This window comes from Bacillus sp. iso_77, assembly GCF_056173625.1.
On sequence record NZ_CM149683.1, the window covers coordinates 826,773 to 843,978 of the forward strand.

At 41.6% G+C, this 17,206-nt stretch carries 17 protein-coding genes; 14 read left to right on the plus strand and 3 right to left on the minus strand.

Going from position 1 to position 17,206, the window contains the following annotated elements:
- Positions 1-120 precede the first annotated feature (120 nt).
- From AC0VYC_RS04060 to AC0VYC_RS04080, 5 genes are all read left to right on the plus strand, one after another.
- Positions 121-750: a rhamnogalacturonan acetylesterase gene (locus AC0VYC_RS04060; RefSeq protein ID WP_039167979.1), complete on the plus strand. Its 630-nt coding sequence runs from the start codon at positions 121-123 to the stop codon at positions 748-750.
- Between the two features lie 153 nt (positions 751-903).
- Entirely contained in the window at positions 904-1,944 is a 1,041-nt protein-coding gene (locus AC0VYC_RS04065) for an NAD(P)/FAD-dependent oxidoreductase (RefSeq protein ID WP_024720272.1), read from the plus strand.
- A gap of 75 nt (positions 1,945-2,019) precedes the next feature.
- Entirely contained in the window at positions 2,020-3,624 is a 1,605-nt protein-coding gene (locus AC0VYC_RS04070) for an AraC family transcriptional regulator (RefSeq protein WP_335352380.1), read from the plus strand.
- 111 nt (positions 3,625-3,735) lie between these two features.
- The gene (locus tag AC0VYC_RS04075; RefSeq protein WP_024720274.1) at positions 3,736-4,662 is read left to right on the plus strand and encodes an ABC transporter substrate-binding protein; all 927 of its coding nucleotides are present in this window, start codon (positions 3,736-3,738) and stop codon (positions 4,660-4,662) included.
- A 12-nt stretch (positions 4,663-4,674) separates the two neighbouring features.
- On the plus strand, positions 4,675-6,390 hold the full coding sequence (locus AC0VYC_RS04080; protein WP_041090731.1) for an ABC transporter ATP-binding protein: 1,716 nt from the start codon (positions 4,675-4,677) through the stop codon (positions 6,388-6,390).
- A 251-nt stretch (positions 6,391-6,641) separates the two neighbouring features.
- On the opposite strand, the gene AC0VYC_RS04085 is transcribed toward AC0VYC_RS04080, so the two are convergent.
- Positions 6,642-6,968: a YnfA family protein gene (locus AC0VYC_RS04085; protein WP_017358827.1), complete on the minus strand. Its 327-nt coding sequence runs from the start codon at positions 6,966-6,968 to the stop codon at positions 6,642-6,644.
- Between the two features lie 354 nt (positions 6,969-7,322).
- On the opposite strand from AC0VYC_RS04085, the gene AC0VYC_RS04090 reads away from it, so the two are divergent.
- The 6 genes from AC0VYC_RS04090 (at position 7,323) to AC0VYC_RS04115 (ending at position 11,176) form a co-directional block, all read left to right on the plus strand.
- Positions 7,323-7,889 (plus strand): RNA polymerase sigma factor, encoded by a 567-nt coding sequence (locus AC0VYC_RS04090; RefSeq protein WP_475389516.1) that lies wholly within the window; start codon positions 7,323-7,325, stop codon positions 7,887-7,889.
- Positions 7,886-8,644, plus strand: a complete 759-nt coding sequence (locus tag AC0VYC_RS04095; protein ID WP_475389518.1) for an anti-sigma factor — start codon at positions 7,886-7,888, stop codon at positions 8,642-8,644. Before AC0VYC_RS04090 ends, AC0VYC_RS04095 begins: the two co-directional genes overlap by 4 nt.
- Positions 8,645-8,743: 99 nt before the next feature.
- Entirely contained in the window at positions 8,744-9,241 is a 498-nt protein-coding gene (locus AC0VYC_RS04100; RefSeq protein WP_048002103.1) for a hypothetical protein, read from the plus strand.
- Between the two features lie 89 nt (positions 9,242-9,330).
- Entirely contained in the window at positions 9,331-10,338 is a 1,008-nt protein-coding gene (locus AC0VYC_RS04105) for a zinc-binding alcohol dehydrogenase family protein (RefSeq protein ID WP_048002104.1), read from the plus strand.
- A gap of 13 nt (positions 10,339-10,351) precedes the next feature.
- Entirely contained in the window at positions 10,352-10,879 is a 528-nt protein-coding gene (locus AC0VYC_RS04110) for a YfiT family bacillithiol transferase (protein ID WP_041506578.1), read from the plus strand.
- A gap of 12 nt (positions 10,880-10,891) precedes the next feature.
- Entirely contained in the window at positions 10,892-11,176 is a 285-nt protein-coding gene (locus tag AC0VYC_RS04115; RefSeq protein WP_041506577.1) for a hypothetical protein, read from the plus strand.
- Positions 11,177-11,193: 17 nt separating this feature from the next.
- Here the strand turns inward: AC0VYC_RS04115 and AC0VYC_RS04120 are convergent, their stop codons facing one another.
- Positions 11,194-11,673 carry a MarR family transcriptional regulator gene (locus AC0VYC_RS04120; protein WP_008341672.1) on the minus strand — a complete coding sequence of 160 codons (480 nt, stop codon included), beginning with the start codon at positions 11,671-11,673 and terminating at the stop codon, positions 11,194-11,196.
- Positions 11,674-11,841: 168 nt separating this feature from the next.
- Here AC0VYC_RS04120 and mprF point away from each other — a divergent pair, with 168 nt between their 5' ends.
- The 3 genes from mprF (at position 11,842) to AC0VYC_RS04135 (ending at position 15,860) form a co-directional block, all read left to right on the plus strand.
- Positions 11,842-14,412: a bifunctional lysylphosphatidylglycerol flippase/synthetase MprF gene (gene mprF / locus AC0VYC_RS04125; protein ID WP_017366868.1), complete on the plus strand. Its 2,571-nt coding sequence runs from the start codon at positions 11,842-11,844 to the stop codon at positions 14,410-14,412.
- Between the two features lie 93 nt (positions 14,413-14,505).
- Positions 14,506-15,054 (plus strand): thioredoxin family protein, encoded by a 549-nt coding sequence (locus AC0VYC_RS04130; RefSeq protein ID WP_008341670.1) that lies wholly within the window; start codon positions 14,506-14,508, stop codon positions 15,052-15,054.
- A gap of 338 nt (positions 15,055-15,392) precedes the next feature.
- Entirely contained in the window at positions 15,393-15,860 is a 468-nt protein-coding gene (locus tag AC0VYC_RS04135; RefSeq protein WP_007496690.1) for a thiol-disulfide oxidoreductase DCC family protein, read from the plus strand.
- Positions 15,861-15,895: 35 nt separating this feature from the next.
- Here AC0VYC_RS04135 and AC0VYC_RS04140 read toward each other — a convergent pair whose 3' ends face one another.
- Complete coding sequence (locus AC0VYC_RS04140) at positions 15,896-17,152, minus strand: transcriptional regulator (RefSeq protein ID WP_008341668.1); 1,257 nt, start codon at positions 17,150-17,152, stop codon at positions 15,896-15,898.
- Positions 17,153-17,206: the final 54 nt, after the last annotated feature.

Consider the following 17,206-nt stretch of genomic DNA (forward strand, 5'->3'; position numbering starts at 1 on the left):
TGATCATTCAAAAGAGAATGAATGAAGTAGCGATGCTGATTGTTTCATATCTTTTCAGCAGCCACTTGGATGTCCGCATCGCTTATTAGAGTGGCTATATGAAAAAGGGGGCGTATGAACATGACAACCATCTATTTAGCTGGTGATTCAACCGTTTCATCTTATCCAGATCGTCCTGTTCAAGGAGGATGGGGAGAGTTTTTACATCGCTACACAGCGCAGGGTGTGAGCGTCGACAACCGCGCAATCGGTGGAAGAAGCTCAAAAACATTCATTGAAGAAGGACGGCTTGATAAAATATTGGCTGACATTCAGCCTGGGGACTGGCTGTTTACACAAATGGGGCACAATGATGCTTCAACGGAGAAGCCCGAACGGCATACAGATCCTTTCACAACGTATAAAAGCTATTTGTCTCAATATATTCACGGAGCAAGAGCGAAAGGAGCTACACCGCTTTTATTAACGCCAGTCGGCCGCTTTCATGAAAAAGACGGAGAATATATCAATGATTTCCCTGATTACTGTGCCGCTATGAAAGAACTAGCTGATGAAGAAGAAGTCCTTCTTGTAGATTTAAATACGGCAAGCCTTCAGTTTTATCAAATTTCCGGCATAGAGAAAACGACTTCTTACTTTATGCTGTCAACAGGCATAGAGGATCGCACGCACTTTACAAAAGAAGGAGCAGATGCGATTGCAAGGCTTGTTTCGCTGGAATTAAAGGACCTTGGATTAACGATTGTGTGATGGATGACAGGACGAGAAAGCGCTCGTCCTGTTCTTTTTTTGCAGAAAGCTATTGATTCCCTTCACCAGAGTAGACTACAATAGGTACATATGATAATGAGAATCAATATCACTTATAAATAGATCAATCGATGAAAAAACGGAGGGACTCAAATGACAGATCAGCTTGAATTGTTTGACGTCACCATTATTGGCGGCGGTCCAGCAGGAATGTACACTGCCTTTTATAGCGGGATGCGGGATTTAAAGACGAAGGTACTGGAGTATAACGAAAGCCTTGGCGGAAAAATCCTCCTCTATCCTGAAAAAGTCATATGGGATGTGGGTGGTTTGCCACCAACAAGAGGTGAACAACTGATTCAGCAGCTAGAAACGCAGGCGAAAACATTTGAACCAGAGATTGCGTTGAATCAAAAAATCACGCAATTCGAGCGGGATGAGAATGGTCATATCCTGCTGACGGCTGAAAATGGCGATCGTCATTTGACAAAGACCCTCATCTTAGCCATGGGTCACGGAATACCAGTTCAGCGAAAACTTGAAATCGAGCATGCAGACCGTTATGAAGTAACAAATCTTTATTACACCGTACAGGAACTAAAGACGTTTGCAGGGAAGCGGGTGGTCATCTCTGGAGGCGGAGATTCAGCTGTTGATTGGGCAAATGCCCTCGTTCCAATTGCTGAAAGTGTGACCGTTGTGCATCGTCGTGATATGTTTGGCGGACATGAAAAAAACGTCGCCAACATGAAAGCATCTAGTGCTCGCATTCTCACACCGCATGAACTCACAGAGCTTCATGGTCAAGGTGACAAAATTGAAGCCGTCACCATTCAGCACTTAGAAACAGGCGACATCGAACGAATCGAAACCGATGCTGTCATCGTCAACCATGGCATGAAAGGTGATTTAAGTGTTCTATCAGAATGGGGACTCAAGCAAGGTGAGTGGGGACTCATCGAGGTCAATGAAAAGATGGAAACCAATTTACCTGGTGTCTATGCAGTTGGCGACTTATGCACACATAAAAGTAAAGTGCGTTTAATTGCCGGTACGTTTGTTGATGGAGTCAATGCACTCAATAGCGCAAAGCTATACATCGAACCAGAAGCAGAAAAAGTAGCGTACGTGTCTTCACATAATGAACGCTTTAAAGAGAAAAACAAAGAATTACAAACGGCTGGAGCGCGATAATCACCATTCAGTCAGACATTGAAGTGCTAAAATGGTTTATTTTAGCACTTTTTTATATGGAAGGAGAAAGAGAAAATGACCGCCTATACTCATACAATTCTTCGCATGAAAGAAAGCAGTAAACGATCTCTTTCTGTGAAACAAACGGACTCATGGCAAACATCTTCACTGATGTTCTTGACTACGGACGGTGCGGTGAGACTTGACATGGAAGGAATTCGATATGAGCTAAACGCCAAAGACAGTGTGTTGATCCGCTCAGGAATAGATGTCATGGTTCAATCTTTATCGAGCGAGCAAGTGGTGATCTATACTGTCACATTTGACCAATTCACTCTGGCACAAGATGCACAAAATGAATTGGTCTATAAGGTGAATCACGATAATCTCCCTGATAACGGGGAAGTGGTGAAAGGCTCTGCCGTCCTTTTTTCTTACATCAAACAAATACAGACGAGCCAAATCATACAAGAACAGGCGAAATGGCTGGAAGAAATCATGTTCATTTTCCGCAAACAATCCAAGCCATACAACGAAAAAGTGCATTATTCGATTAACATGATCTTGCAGTATATGGCTGAGCATTATGATCAAAAACTAACAAGAAAAGACTTAGCTCATAAGATGGGGTTTCATGAGAGTTACTTTTCTACCTTTTTCAAACAAAGTATGGGGATGAGTGTGACAGAATACATTACACAAATTCGAATAGACGAAGCCAAAAAACGTCTTCTGCAAACAGACGATCAAATTCAAATCATAGCACGGCAAGTCGGGTATGCAGACAGTTTATATTTCAGCAGGAAGTTCCGTCAAAAAACAGGGAGAACGCCCAGTCAGTTTCGAATGAACCGAAGACCAGAGCGTATTGCTGCTTTTCAATTTGTCGGGTCATTGGTTGCAATAGGCATTGAGCCTGTTTGTATTGACGAAGAAACCTATCTCCATTCAGATATACTGAAAGAACAACTGGCCGGTTCGCTCGTCATAAATGAACATACGCCTGATGACGTCTTTAAATCACTTCAATTAGATGTCATCATCGTCCCTAACTATTATTATTCAAAACCTGCATTGATCAAGCGGTTGGAGCAAATCGCACCAGTTCTTGTTCTGCCATACGTCGGTCATCATGCTGTACCAGAGGTACTGTCTATAGGACGCCTTTTAGGAAGAGAAAATGAGGCAAACGATTGGGTGAAGCGATTTGAACAGCATAGTCAACAGGCAAGAAACACCCTGTCTTCCTTTAGAGAAAAAGGCGAGACCGTTGCAATCTATGAAATGAGAGGACATGACAAAGTGTATATGTGGTCCTATGAGGCAAGAGGGGCCTTCTATCTTTACGAAACGCTTGGCTTAAAACCTCCAAAAGCCATTTTAGAAGAAGTTCTTCTTCCTAATCAACATACAGTCATTCCTTTAGAGAGACTTGGAGAATACGAGGCGGATCATATGTTTTTTATTGTCTCTGACCAATATGGGTGGTATAAGCAAATGGACAAGCGAATGGAAGAAAGTGATGTTCTTCGTCAATTATCGGCTGTGAAAAATGGTACCTTTTATCCAGTAAAACTGGAGGAGTTTCGATTTGATGAAGGAGAGCGTGCACTTCTTTTGATGGACCGGTTTGTCTCTCTATTGACACAGCCAGCCTATCCAACAATTGTCCATATGTAAGTTGCGAGAATCCTCCATAGACCACTACGGGTGAGGTTGATAGAATACATGAGACTAGTAATTGATAACTATTCTCATTTGTAGTGGCGAAAATGAAGGAGGAATATGGAGATGAAAAAGACGTATTGGATATGTGCTGTCATTCTTCTAATGATATTGACGGCTTGTGGCAATAAAGAACAAGCCAAAACAGCAGAATCAAAGCAAGAAACGAAAACGGTTGAAACAGTGAAAGGAAAGATAGAGATTCCAGCTGAACCTAAACGAATTCTCGTAGATGGATATTTAGGGAGTGTGATTGCACTTGACGTTCAGCCTGTGGGATCGACCACGCAGGATTTAAAGAACGTACACTTAAAGGACAAGATAAAAGGAATAGAGGACATCAGTGACGAGCGTTCAGCTGAAAAAGCACTTAGCTTAAAGCCTGATCTGATTATCACAGCAGTACAGGATGAAAAAGTCTATGATGTGTACAAAAAAATAGCGCCTACCATCGTGTATCCTTACGGTTCTTTCAAAGATGCACATGAAGAATTAACGACGCTGGCAAAAATTTTAAATAAAGAAGAGGAAGGAAAAGCATTCCTCACCGCCTTCGATCAACGAATCGAGGCTGCTAGGAAAAAAGTGAAGTCTGCTTTAAAAGAGAATGAAACGGTCTCGATCATGGGCGCTTTTAAAAATGATGTCTATGTATATGGTAACGGAATTTATCGAGGCGGGCAGGCATTATATCAGCAATTACAAGTAAACCCGCCAAAACAGGTCAGAGATACGATTTTAAAAAGTAAGACAGGGTATGAAGTCATTTCTTATGAAACCCTTCCTGAATATGCAGGAGATTACATTTTCATTGATGAAAGCAACGGCGGAACATTTGATAAAAACAATTCTATTTGGAAGAGTCTAGAATCTGTCAAAAAAGAGCAGACCTATCAAATGGATACAGAGTTCTTCTGGCCTTACGATCCGATTGCAGTAGCCAATCAAGCGGAAGAGTTTGCTGACATATTGACAGAAATGTCTGATCGGTAGGAGGTCTGTCAATTGTTAAAGCGTTTCTTCTCATACTACAAACCATATATGGGGCTGTTTATATTAGATTTTTCCTGTGCGGTACTGGCAGCCTTACTCGAATTATCCTTTCCCCTTGCCATCAGTAAAGTGATGGACGATTTGCTGCCAAATGGTGATTGGGACGCCATTTGGTTTTGGGGCATTCTGCTCCTCGTTTTATACGTGATCAGTTCTACGATGCATTATGTCGTGACCTATTTTGGGCACAAATTAGGCATTAATATAGAAACGGATATGAGGAATCAGCTATTTTCTCATGTGCAAAGAATGTCCTTTCGCTTCTTTGACAAAAAGAAAACGGGAAAACTCGTGTCCCGTATGACAAATGATTTAATGGATATTGGTGAAATTGCGCATCATGGCCCGGAGGATTTATTTATCGCTATCATGACACTCACGGGTGCCTTTGGCTTGATGCTGTCGATTAATTGGCAGCTGGCAGTTCTCACATTTATTGTCGTTCCATTCTTGATCGGATTATCCGTCTACTTTACGAAAAAAATGTCTGCTGCTTTTGATAAAATGTTCTCGAGTATTGGTCAATTCCATTCACGTGTGGAAAACAATATTAGTGGCATACGGGTTGTGAAAGCATTCGGAAATGAATCACATGAAATGGACCGATTTATTGAACATAACGAGCAATTTAGAAAGACAAAGCTAACCACATATCAAATGATGGCTGTGCATACCGCTGTCAGTCATTTTCTTATTAAGAGTGTGACAGTGTTTGGCCTTGTATGCGGCGCATGGTTTGTGCTGCAAAAAAATATGACGTATGGGGAATTTGTGTCATTTGTACTATTAACAGGCATCTTCTTAGGACCCATTCAACAAATCAATGCAGTCATTGAAATGTATCCAAAAGGTGCAGCGGGCTTTAAACGATTTGCATCACTCATCGATCAATCGCCAGATGAAAAGGATGCGGATGATGCCATTGAAGTTGATCAGTTAAAAGGGGATATCGTTTTTGAGCACGTGTCTTTTCAATATGAATCAGACAAACCGGTTCTTCATGACATCAATCTTGAGGTGAAACAAGGAGAGACCATTGCGGTCGTAGGTCCCTCTGGTGCTGGGAAATCGACGCTTTGCAGTTTGCTGCCACGTTTTTACGAATGGCAGGAGGGTACCATTACAATTGATGGCATAGAGACAAGAAAGATGACACTGCCTTCGCTGCGGAGACAAATTGGTGTCGTCCAGCAAGATATTTATTTATTCCATGGGACTATCCGAGAAAACATTTTATACGGAAAACTCGATGCATCTGATGAAGAAGTGTGGCAGGCAGTGGAGAAAGCCCAACTGAAGGATCTTGTAAATAGCCTGCCAAATGGGCTTGATACGATCATCGGTGAACGCGGAATGATGTTATCTGGCGGACAAAAACAGCGTATCTCCATTGCACGTATTTTCCTTAAAAATCCGCCAATTTTTATTTTAGATGAAGCCACATCTTCTCTGGATACGGAGACAGAATCCTTTATTCAGGGCTCACTTGAAGAACTATCTGAAGGACGAACCACGTTTATTATTGCGCATCGCCTAGCGACCATCCAGCATGCTGACCGGATTGTGGTTTTAACAAAAGAGGGCATCAAGGAGCAAGGCAGGCATGAAGACCTGCTGGAAATGGACGGGATGTACCGGCGTTTGTATGAAACACAATTTAGAATGTAAAAGAGGAAAAGCCGGCATATTGCCGGCTCGGCGTGTAGACAAACCCTCGCATTCGGTGTCAGTCCTGCGCTTCGGTGCTCACGAATGTCAAATTCGCTCCGCGCCGATGCTCGTCCTTCCTAGGGCTGCAAAGGTTTTCTATCACGCTGAAAAGAAGACAAAGGGCTAAAATAAAGTTCATTTTAGCCCTTTGTCAACAATCTGAAGCCGGCATATTGCCGGCTTTTTAGCGTGTGATCATCATCCGACCATTAACTGCGGGGGGCAAATAACATCACACTGACACCAGCTAAACAGATCAAAGCACCCATCCAGTCATAGAAATCAGGGGTTTTGCGATCGACCCACCAGCCCCAAAACACAGCGAGAACGACAAAAACACCGCCATAGGCCGCATAAACCCGCCCAAAGGTCGGGAACTGCTGGAATGTAGGGATGACGCCGTAAGCGACCAAGATGAGGCTACCTGCGATTCCATAGCTGACGGGTTTTGCTTCACGCAGCCACAGCCAGACAAGATAACCGCCACCTATTTCAGCCAGACCAGCTAATAAAAAAAGAACAATCGTTACAATCATTTTCGGACACTCCAGTTCTCCTGTTTCGTTCTATTATGACATGATGAAAGGATGCGTTCTACCTGATGTAAATTGAGAGCCTGACGAGAGTTTGCTAAAATCAACTGAACAGTGAATGAAACACATGGATGCTTGACTTTCAATGAGGCGGGTGATCCAAATGGTCCATCCATCCGTTTAGTAAGTACATTCTCATGAGGAACACATTTCCTTTTTCAGCGCTCTTTTTTTCTCCTTGAAAAAAGAGTAAAGTACAAAGGAGGCTTATCTCAGCAATTTGAGTGATGAGCCATACGTGAAGATTTCATGATGAATGCATAATGCTCTTTCTCATGAAAAAGGAAGGAGATGACCATGGACACACTGAAGGATTTTGAGCTGTATCACAAGATCAAACATGATCGACATAAGCCCTCGCTTGAATTATTGTACGATCGCTATGAACGTGTGTTATATTCGTTTATTTATAAAATGACTGGAAACCGTGAGCTGGCGGAGGAAGTGCTTCAAGAAGTCTTTATCAAGCTCTGGCGCGGCATAGGAGAATACAATACAGATAAAGGGAAATTTTCCTCATGGTTATTTATGATGTCACGAAACACGGCAATCGATCTATTAAGGAAACACCGAAATGAAACAGCTCTTGAAGATGAGCATATTGAATACTTGGCAGATCATCAAGAAGATGTGTCAAAAGAAGTAGAATTTAACGAAGAAAAACAAATCATACGTGAAGCAGTATCAACATTGTCGAAAGAACAGCAAACCATCATCGAAGATGTCTATTTTAAAGGAATGACACAAAAGAGCATTGCGGAAAAACTAGGCATCCCTATTGGAACGGTGAAGGGAAGAGTTCGATTGTCATTGAAGCATTTACGAACGAAACTGTCTCGCGGAGGAAAGGAGGAAGAGGCATGACTCAGTGTAAACATCAAGTCATTGATTACTTTAACGGGCATTTACAAGGAGAAGAAAAGACGCAATTTGAAGAACACATCAAACATTGCTCGGCTTGCAAAGAAGAGCTTGAAGAACTGACATCGCTCATGTCTGATATTCCGTTTCTAGCAGAGGACGAAACGCCTCCGGCAGGGATGAAAGACCGCATTTTATCAAGAGTATTTGAAGAAGAGATGCGAGAGACAACAATCGCTGCAAAATCGAACCCGCCTCAAGATCTCAAAATAGTTCGTGATGCAAATGAGACGAAACCGCCAATGAAGAAGAAAAATCAATGGCTTTTGCCTCTCGTTGCCGCACTACTTCTCATTTCTGCAGCTGGGAACGTGTACTTCTTAACAAATGGAACAGATCAAGCAGAACAACCTGTCAAAGTTGTTGCGACAAAATCACTGGCATCTGCCGAATCGGCAAAAACAACGGGTGCTTTTTCAGTGATTGAGCATCACGGCAAAAAAGAGCTTGTAGTGAGTGCAGACGGATTAAAAGGCCAGCTTGATTCATCGGCCGTTTATCAAGTATGGCTCATTAAAGGAGATCAGCCTGTTCCGGCCGGTGCCTTTAAAACAGATAGCAAAGGGGAGGGCACCGTCACCTATGCGTTATCTGAAAAAGAAGCAAACGAATCATGGGATACTGTGGCTGTCACCCTTGAACCAAAAAAGGATAACAAGCTTCCGCAAGGCCCTGTCGTACTGAGTGCTGCATTTTAAGCTTGATTCATGAAGGATGCCTTTTTCAGGGCATCCTTTTTTGATAGGCAGAAGGAACCTTATGACAAATGAGACGTACTACATATAGAGGTGAGACACATGCAGCGATACATAGAAAAACAACTATTTCTCTTATCAGGTAGACACGCATTTACCGCATTTTATTTTTTGGTGATCCCATTCATTATAAAAGATCTTTTTAAATCAACTCCTTTACTTATGGTCATGATCGCTCTTTTTATCATTCATCATTTAGTGACAAGTATCGTATGGTTTTATAAATCAAGAAACATTCGAAAGCGTCAATCAGGTGACCTAACCAAACGGGGACATCTCGTTGTCCAGATCATGCAGAGGCTCGAACAGCTCATGATGCTCGGTTTTGTGATGGTATTGATCAGTGGATGGATGCAGGGAGACATTGTGACGCTATTATTCACAATTTTTCTGTTCATCGTCGTTTTCTTACAGCACATTCAGTTTTATTATGTTCAGTACTTTTTTAAATCGAGCGGCTGGTTCACCTATGTCCTCTCTTTACAAAAGGCTCGTCCTTCTTACATCATGAGGGAACGAAGGGCTTTGAAGAAATCCTAAATGTGCAATCGCTTGCTGACTGATCCATCAGCAGCAGAAATGTATGATAAAATGTGGAAAAGAAGCATGGAGAAAGGGAGTGCGAGCGAGTGAAAGCAGTTGGATTATTTGAGTATTTGCCAATTGAGCATGAACAAAGCTTGATCGATCAGGAGGTGGCAAAGCCCAAAGCAGCTGGCAAGGATATTTTGGTGAAAGTAGAGGCTGTGTCGGTGAATCCAGTGGATACAAAGGTGAGGTCACCGAAGAATCAGAAAGAAGATGAATTGAAAATTCTTGGCTACGATGCAAGCGGTACGGTGGTGGAAGTGGGCGAAGCGTGTACGTTGTTTCAGCCGGGTGACCACGTCTATTACGCAGGAGATATCACGCGACAAGGCTCAAATAGTGAATACCAGCTTGTGGATGAGAGAATTGTGGCGAAAAAGCCTGCAAATCTCTCTTTTGCTGAAGCAGCTGCCATGCCTCTTACAACAATTACGGCATATGAAGCGCTATTCGACCGAATGCATATGAAGCGGAATGCAGAAGGCTCGACCTTGCTGATCATCGGTGGTGCAGGCGGAGTGGGCTCTATCGCCATTCAACTCGCCAAATTAGCAAAGGCGACTGTGATCGCCACTGCATCAAGACCTGAAACAAATGAATGGTGTCTCTCATTAGGGGCTGATCATATCATTGACCATCACCAGCCGCTCTTAGCGCAGCTTCAGGAAAAAGGGATTGGCGAAGTGGATTACATTTTATGCTTAAATGATACAGATGGCCATTTCAAAGGGATGGCAGAAGCGATTAAACCTCAAGGGACGATCTGTACCATTGTTGAAAATCAGCACCATTTAGACATTCAATTACTCAAAAATAAAAGTGCTGCATTTGTATGGGAATTCATGTTCACACGGCCGATGTACAAAACCTCGGATATGATGAAGCAGCATGAGCTTTTAAAAGAAGCGAGTACATTATTTGAAGAGAAGAAGTTAAAACATACATTAACAAAGGTGCTCAGCCCCATCAATGCCGCCAATTTGAAGCAGGCACATCAAACACTTGAGCAAGGGAAGATGATAGGTAAATTTGTTCTAGAAGGATTTTAAGGAGGGGCAGCAGATGACATCATTACAATATCCGATTGGCTTATACGAACCGGTGGACCAACAAACGAAAAAGCAGCTGGAGGCATGGATTGATGAGTTGGCACTCATTCCTCAAAAGTATGAAGAGGCAGTTGTCCCATTGACAAATGATCAGCTGGATACCCCATATCGGCCAGGAGGATGGACCGTTCGTCAGCTCATTCACCACGTAGCGGACAGCCATCTGAACGCCTACTTGCGATTTAAACTTGCGCTGACAGAAGAAACACCGCACATACGTCCATATGATCAGGAGGCATTTGCTTCACTTCCTGATAGCAAGGCGCCTATCAGCCTATCACTGCCGTTAATCAGCAGTCTGCATCGCAGGTGGGTCACATTACTTCGCGAGATGACAGAGGAAGATTTCAACGCTGCATATTACCATCCAGCCGATCAACAAACGGTGTCCTTATATGATGCAACAGGAATGTACGTCTGGCATTCACAGCATCATCTCGCCCATATCACGGAATTAATCAAAAGAAATCAGTGGAAGTAAAGGAGTCAACACATGTCTAGTAGAAGAATTGTCGGCGCTATGTTTATCTGCACGGCGGCATTGTTTTATATAGCAAAATTCGTTTTGTTTGAGATTCGTTATGGTGGAAATGTAGGCGGAGAAAGAACGATTGAGGAACTGGAAGATATACTCCCAGGCGGTACGTGGATCAGCATCATTTTTCTCATTATCGGTTTAGGTTATCTCTTGTGGGATGACCGGGAAGTCATTCGTCAATATCTTTTCACCCCAGATAAACAAGGAAAAGAAGAATTAAAAAAGACGGACCTCAAGTGACCGTCTTTTTTTCTTTTTTATCCACGTTCGGGACGAAGTGCTTTTTCTAAAATAGCTAGACCTTCATTGACTTTTTCTTTTTCTTCGTCATTGAGCCGTTGCAGGGAATTTTTAATTTTTTCATGCCCTTTTTGATAAATACTTCTGAAAATATTTTTCGCTTCCTCTGTCAATTCTACGACAATGATTCGACGGTCACGCTCAGAATGCTTTCGTTCCACAAAGTTCGATTGTTCTAACCGATCAAGCAGCCCTGTCATATTGGACAAAGAAGCCCCCATTTTTTCAGCAATTTCGGACACCTTAAGAGAGCCATGGTTATTGAGCAGCATGAGCACCTTCATTTGAGGCATACTCATATCCAGCTTCATCCATTCAGAAACATCTCCAAGTCCTGCAGCAGTGAGTACTTTCATATACAGCACCCATGTCTTTTTTTCCTCAGGAGATAGGATTTCCTCTTTTAGTACGGTGGTGTCATGAATATTATATTCCACGCTTGTTCACTTCCTTTAAGCGGCTCTTTTCTTTATATTACTGATTTTTACTTCTAATTGAAAGTATCATGAAGCTTTTGAATGTTAAACTGCATGAATTAAGTGGTATTTGTTGTATAATAATGGTCAGTTGAAATTAATGAAGCAACTTAGAAAGTTGGGAAAAACATGTGGAACAAAAAAACGGGTATGACGATCTTAAAAATGCTCTTTCCGATCGTGATCATCCTTGTCTTAATTTTTGTCGCCAAGCAGGAGCTGAGCGGCCTTTCCATTAAAAAGACGTTTTATATTATTGACAGCTTGAATCGAATGGACTTGTTTATTCTTGTCTTTCTTGGACTTGTCGCTGTTTTATCCATGTCCTTATATGATTTTATTTTAAGAAAAAGCCTTAATATGCCTATCAGCGGCTGGAAAACGATCCGAATTTCTTGGATCGCCAACTCCTTTAATAGTGTGCTTGGTTTCGGTGGTTTATCAGGAGCAGGGCTTAGAACGCTTCTATACAAGGAATACATAACAGATACGAAAAAACTGCTGAAAGGCATTGCCCTTTTAACATCCTCTGTTCTGCTGGGCTTATCTATTTTCAGTGATTTGATTTTAGTTAGGGTCCTGCCTGTTGAAAGTATTATTAGTCAGGAGCCGTGGTTATGGGCATTTGTCATTATTTTTGCTTGTATTGTGCCCATTTACATCATCATGGCGTCCATTCGAAAAAGCTCGATTGAGAGCGGTGAAAACGGACTGAAGCACCCGATCTATGCTTATATTGGTGCATCGTTTTTAGAGTGGCTGGCAGCTGGTCTTGTCATGTACATGGCTGTTGTCTCTATGGGGATGAACGTTGATGTCCGTATTGTATTAGGCGTCTTTGCGATTGCGTCAATCGGCGGTTTAATCAGTATGGTTCCGGGCGGATTTGGTTCGTTTGATCTGATCTTTTTACTCAGTATGCAATACATTGGGTTTGATAAAGAGATGGTACTGACAGCGCTTGTATTGTACCGCTTCGTTTACTCCATTTTCCCGTTTATTCTTGGACTTTGTCTAGCGGCATACGATTTAACTGGAACAACACTCAGGCGTCTTGAAGGCAATCCGAGAATGGCGCCTGCTATTGAAACAACAAACGTCTTAATTGTGTTGCACCGAGCTCTGCTCATCCGTTTATTGTACGGATCTTTGTCCATTTTAACGTTTGGAAGCGGTTTGCTCATTATGGCTTCAGTTGTGCTTCCTGTTGATCGTTTAGGTGTGATCACAACCATTCCACGCTTTTTGTTATCAGGATTTAATGGTCTTTCTTTAATGTTCGGGATCATTTTAATGATTTTGTCCATTGAAGTGTATAAAAGAACGAAACGGTCTTATCTATTGACAATGATTGCCCTAGCAGGCGGCTTTGTGTTTACTTTACTAAAAGGGTTTAACCTGAGTTTGATCTTTATATTGCCGGTCATCATGGTGGTATTTTTCTCGCTTCGAAATCAATTTGTGAAGCAGCAGGCGCCTTATTCTTTGAATCAGTTTGTGGCCGCCGCCGCCGGATATTTACTCGTGTTGTTTAACTATAATGTCATTGGGAACTTCATTTGGATGAAAATTGGTCATTTCCTAAGCAAGGACTATTTGGTTCATAATGAACGGCATATCACGATGACCAGTATGATTGCTTTAATTGGCGTCCCTCTTTTCTTTTTCATTAGTAAATTGATTTTTAATAAAAAAGCAGTTCCAATCGGCGAAGAAGCCGATGAAGAAAAATTAAAAACTTTTCTCGAAGAAAAGGGAGGAAATGCTCTTAGTCATCTAGGTTTTTTGGGAGACAAAAAATTGTTTTTCTCAAGTGATGGAGAGGCAATGCTTCAGTTTGGCCGGATTGGCCGTTGCGTTATTGTGCTTGGAGATCCTTCTGGGCGTAAAGCCTCATATCCGCTTGTACTGGAAGAATTTTTGGAGCAGACAGAAAAAGCAGGCTATCGTGTCGCTTTTTATCAAGTAGAACGTGAAGGAATGGCGCTTTATCATGACCTAGGTTTTCACTTCTTTAAGCTTGGGGAAGAAGCCATGGTCGATTTAGAAACGTTCTCTTTGTCAGGAAAGAAAAAATCAAACTTACGTGCTGTCGCAAATAAATTTGAACGAGAAGGCTATACGTTTGAAATGCTGGAGCCGCCCTTTTCAGAGGAATTGATCTCAACCTTAAAACAAATCTCTGACAGCTGGCTGGGCAAGAAAAAAGAAAAAGGATTTTCATTAGGCTATTTCCATGAAGACTACCTTCAAAAAGCACCGATTGCGATTTTAAAGGATGAACAAGGACAGATCATATCTTTTGTGTCCTTAATGCCGATGTATCAAAAAGGAGAGATATCCATCGACCTCATGCGTCATATGCATGATGCACCGAACGGGATGATGGATGCACTCTTTATCCACCTTTTTCAATGGGCGAAAGAAAAAGGCTACACATCCTTTAACATGGGAATGGCGCCATTATCGAATGTAGGCACGTTCCACCAGTCTTTTCTGACAGAACGTTTGGCGAGTGTCATCTTCAATAACGTCAGATATATGTATAGTTTCAGCGGCTTACGGTCGTTTAAACAGAAATATAAACCAGAATGGCGCGGAAAATATTTAGCGTATAAAAAGAATACATCACTGCCTGTCACAATGGTGCTCGTCACTAAGCTGATAGGAATGGACCCAAATCGAAAACGGCGTCCATAAGTCCAAAGAACCTTTACCTTTCACTAGGTGAAGGTTTTTTTAGACAAAAGAATAGCAAAAGTGGTAAAGTTGAAGGGTAAGGGGGATGTTCACATGACACTAAATGAATGGTTTACAAAGGGATTAGCTGAACGTACATATGTACACAACATGGAGAAAAATCGTGAAAACTTACTCACGGTGTACAACCAGTACGCAATTCATCAAAAGGAAAAAGAGCTGCTTCAAAAACTTCAAAAGAAAAAGCTCAGAGCGCTTGTGATTACAGCAGATTGGTGCGGTGATGCGATGGTTAATGTACCTATTTTCATGCGTATTGCAAATGAAGCACTGATTGATGCGCGCTATTTCATTCGGGACGAGCACCTAGACCTGATGGATCAGTATTTAACGAACGGGACCGCAAGATCGATTCCGATTATCGTCATCATTGATCAGGACGGGAAAGAAGTGGGGAAATGGGGACCTCGCTCAGCAGAAGCTCAGCGCTTTGTCGACGAGAAAAAGCCGGATAAAGATGCACCCGATTTTGAGGAAGCATTTAAAGTGTTTGCGAAAGAAGCCGCACATCACTATACGACAGATCGTTACTTATGGAAAGATATTGAGAAAGAAATAGTAGAAGTTTTGGCAAAAATATAAACCAAAAGACTACTTCGCCGCAATGGGAAGTAGTCTTTTTTTATCTTGTTTTTGCGTTTTACCTACAAAATACCGCATAAAGATGTAGAAAAACCGCAGAATTCTATCAAATACCGCAGAAAACCGCAAAGCATCACGATTTTCCCAACCACTTTTAGTTGAAAAACCTCATATATGCCATGAAATCAGCTATTTTGCCCTTATCTAAAGGCTCATATAACGCACGTCGGATGGCTTTTTCCCAATACAAGAGGCCCAGCAACTATAGTAATCTAGTTGTAATCTCCTTTGAACGAACTAAAAAAAATAAATGAAGGAAAAGGGCTGGCGATCAATTTATGAAAAAAATCATCTATCTCGATCAAGAAAAAAAGAAGCTCGCTGAATCAAAGAAAAGAGAACAGCGTTCCATCAAATCACTCAGACTGCTTGTGTTTTATGACGGACAAAGTCCTTCATGTGCAAAAGCGATTGACCTGTTGAAATCACTCGATTGGAAAAACCGAATTCACTTTGAATCATTTAGACACTCACAGCTGCTGAGACTGAATAAAATTAGTGAAGAGAAGGCAGAGAAACGAATCGTGTCTATTTCCTTAGCGAAAAATCAAAAAAACTCAGGGATCTATACGTGGCTGAGAATGGCTTGTCACATCCCTGCATTATGGGGAACGGTCCCATTCATTGTACTCAGCATTTGGCTTGGCTTTGGGCAGCATGCTTACGATTATTTTGCGAGAAAACGGTACATTCATTCTGTCGAACAAGTCACCCGTCCCGATACAGATCAACAAAAGACCATCTAATCATAGAAAAAGCATGACCTTCGATCGGCAGAAGGTCATGCTTTTTTATAATACGGGATATATGATGCTAAGTGATCAAGCAGCTTCGTTGTGTAAGACATATATGCACGCTTATCAAGCTCAGAAGCCGCATAGGAAAGCAAGGTTCTAAGAGCAAACAAGTACTCATTGTGGAGCTGATTGTGTTCAAAGTAAGGAATCGCTGCTTCTACTAAATAAGTTTTCAAATCATGAGGATTCTCTTCAATCATCAATTTATAGATTTTAATCATATATAAACAGTTTGGTTGAATACGAGGCTGTTTGAGCAGCTCGTGTATATATGGAAGCGCCTTTTTGCGATCATATTCCGCATACAATGTCGCGATTTCATAAAGCGTTTCACAGTAACGATCTTCTATCTGTTCTTGATTAAAATAATTGAGTGAATCTAGTAAATAAGGCACAGCGGATGAGAAATCGCCTTGGCGTTTTAAGAGAACCCCGTAATAAAAATAAGCTGTCATCTTAATATAAGCATCAGGGTGAAGCGATGTGTGTAAAATCACTTCTTTTAAATATCTTTTAGCTGTTTGAAAGGCCTTTAATTCCAGTGAGATGACCCCATGAATGAGTGTACAATGAATGACCCGCTTGAAATTATTTTTTTGTCTATACAAATCCATTGCTTGATGTGTGGCCTCAAGCGCATCACCGAGATGCCCCATGGCTCCAAGTGCTTTTGCATAGTGATAATACAGGTCGCTCTGTTCAACAGAAGCGTAAGAAAAGCAGCTTTCAAGTCTTTTCAATCCTTCTTCGAGTTGACCGATTTTAATCTGGTGGATGCCATCTAGATATTCAAACGTTTCTTTTTCTGTGTCAATAAAGGTTTTTTCAAACTTCTTAAGCACGCGGTGCGTTTTTAAGGCAAGCTGCTGTTTTTCTGTTAATAAATAAAATTGAAATAAGGACAAATGATACTGAATCCCTAAATCTAGCGAAAAGAACTGTTCCTCGTGATGAATGATCATTTCTGCATTTTGCTCTGCTTGATCGAGCGCATAGAAATACATGTTCATCTGAAACTCATCGAGCAATGACAACAGATGACGCGCCTTTTGCGACAGCGTTTCTTGACTAATTCCAAGCCGTTCAAGCAAAAGATTGATCGTATCTTGATTGGCCTCTTTTGAGCCATTTTCAATTTTACTTAAATGAGAGACAGAACAAATTCCTTCTGCCAACTCCGATTGGGTCATATTTTGTTTATAACGATAGAGTTTGATGATTTGCCCAATATTGATTTTCATTCCATTCAGAAGCCTCCCTTCCAATCATGGGTTGAAAGCTTTTTGAAAAAATAG

Excerpts from the sequence above, each read along its gene's own strand:
- AC0VYC_RS04135 (WP_007496690.1), top strand. The coding sequence starts at position 15,393 with ATGAAAAAAATCATCTATCTCGATCAAGAAAAAAAGAAGCTCGCTGAA.
- AC0VYC_RS04070 (WP_335352380.1), top strand. The coding sequence starts at position 2,020 with ATGACCGCCTATACTCATACAATTCTTCGCATGAAAGAAAGCAGTAAA.
- AC0VYC_RS04095 (WP_475389518.1), top strand. The coding sequence starts at position 7,886 with ATGACTCAGTGTAAACATCAAGTCATTGATTACTTTAACGGGCATTTA.
- AC0VYC_RS04130 (WP_008341670.1), top strand. The coding sequence starts at position 14,506 with ATGACACTAAATGAATGGTTTACAAAGGGATTAGCTGAACGTACATAT.
- AC0VYC_RS04100 (WP_048002103.1), top strand. The coding sequence starts at position 8,744 with ATGCAGCGATACATAGAAAAACAACTATTTCTCTTATCAGGTAGACAC.
- AC0VYC_RS04115 (WP_041506577.1), top strand. The coding sequence starts at position 10,892 with ATGTCTAGTAGAAGAATTGTCGGCGCTATGTTTATCTGCACGGCGGCA.
- AC0VYC_RS04075 (WP_024720274.1), top strand. The coding sequence starts at position 3,736 with ATGAAAAAGACGTATTGGATATGTGCTGTCATTCTTCTAATGATATTG.
- mprF (WP_017366868.1), top strand. The coding sequence starts at position 11,842 with ATGTGGAACAAAAAAACGGGTATGACGATCTTAAAAATGCTCTTTCCG.
- AC0VYC_RS04140 (WP_008341668.1), bottom strand. The coding sequence starts at position 17,152 with ATGAAAATCAATATTGGGCAAATCATCAAACTCTATCGTTATAAACAA.
- AC0VYC_RS04060 (WP_039167979.1), top strand. The coding sequence starts at position 121 with ATGACAACCATCTATTTAGCTGGTGATTCAACCGTTTCATCTTATCCA.
- AC0VYC_RS04090 (WP_475389516.1), top strand. The coding sequence starts at position 7,323 with ATGGACACACTGAAGGATTTTGAGCTGTATCACAAGATCAAACATGAT.
- AC0VYC_RS04085 (WP_017358827.1), bottom strand. The coding sequence starts at position 6,968 with ATGATTGTAACGATTGTTCTTTTTTTATTAGCTGGTCTGGCTGAAATA.
- AC0VYC_RS04110 (WP_041506578.1), top strand. The coding sequence starts at position 10,352 with ATGACATCATTACAATATCCGATTGGCTTATACGAACCGGTGGACCAA.
- AC0VYC_RS04065 (WP_024720272.1), top strand. The coding sequence starts at position 904 with ATGACAGATCAGCTTGAATTGTTTGACGTCACCATTATTGGCGGCGGT.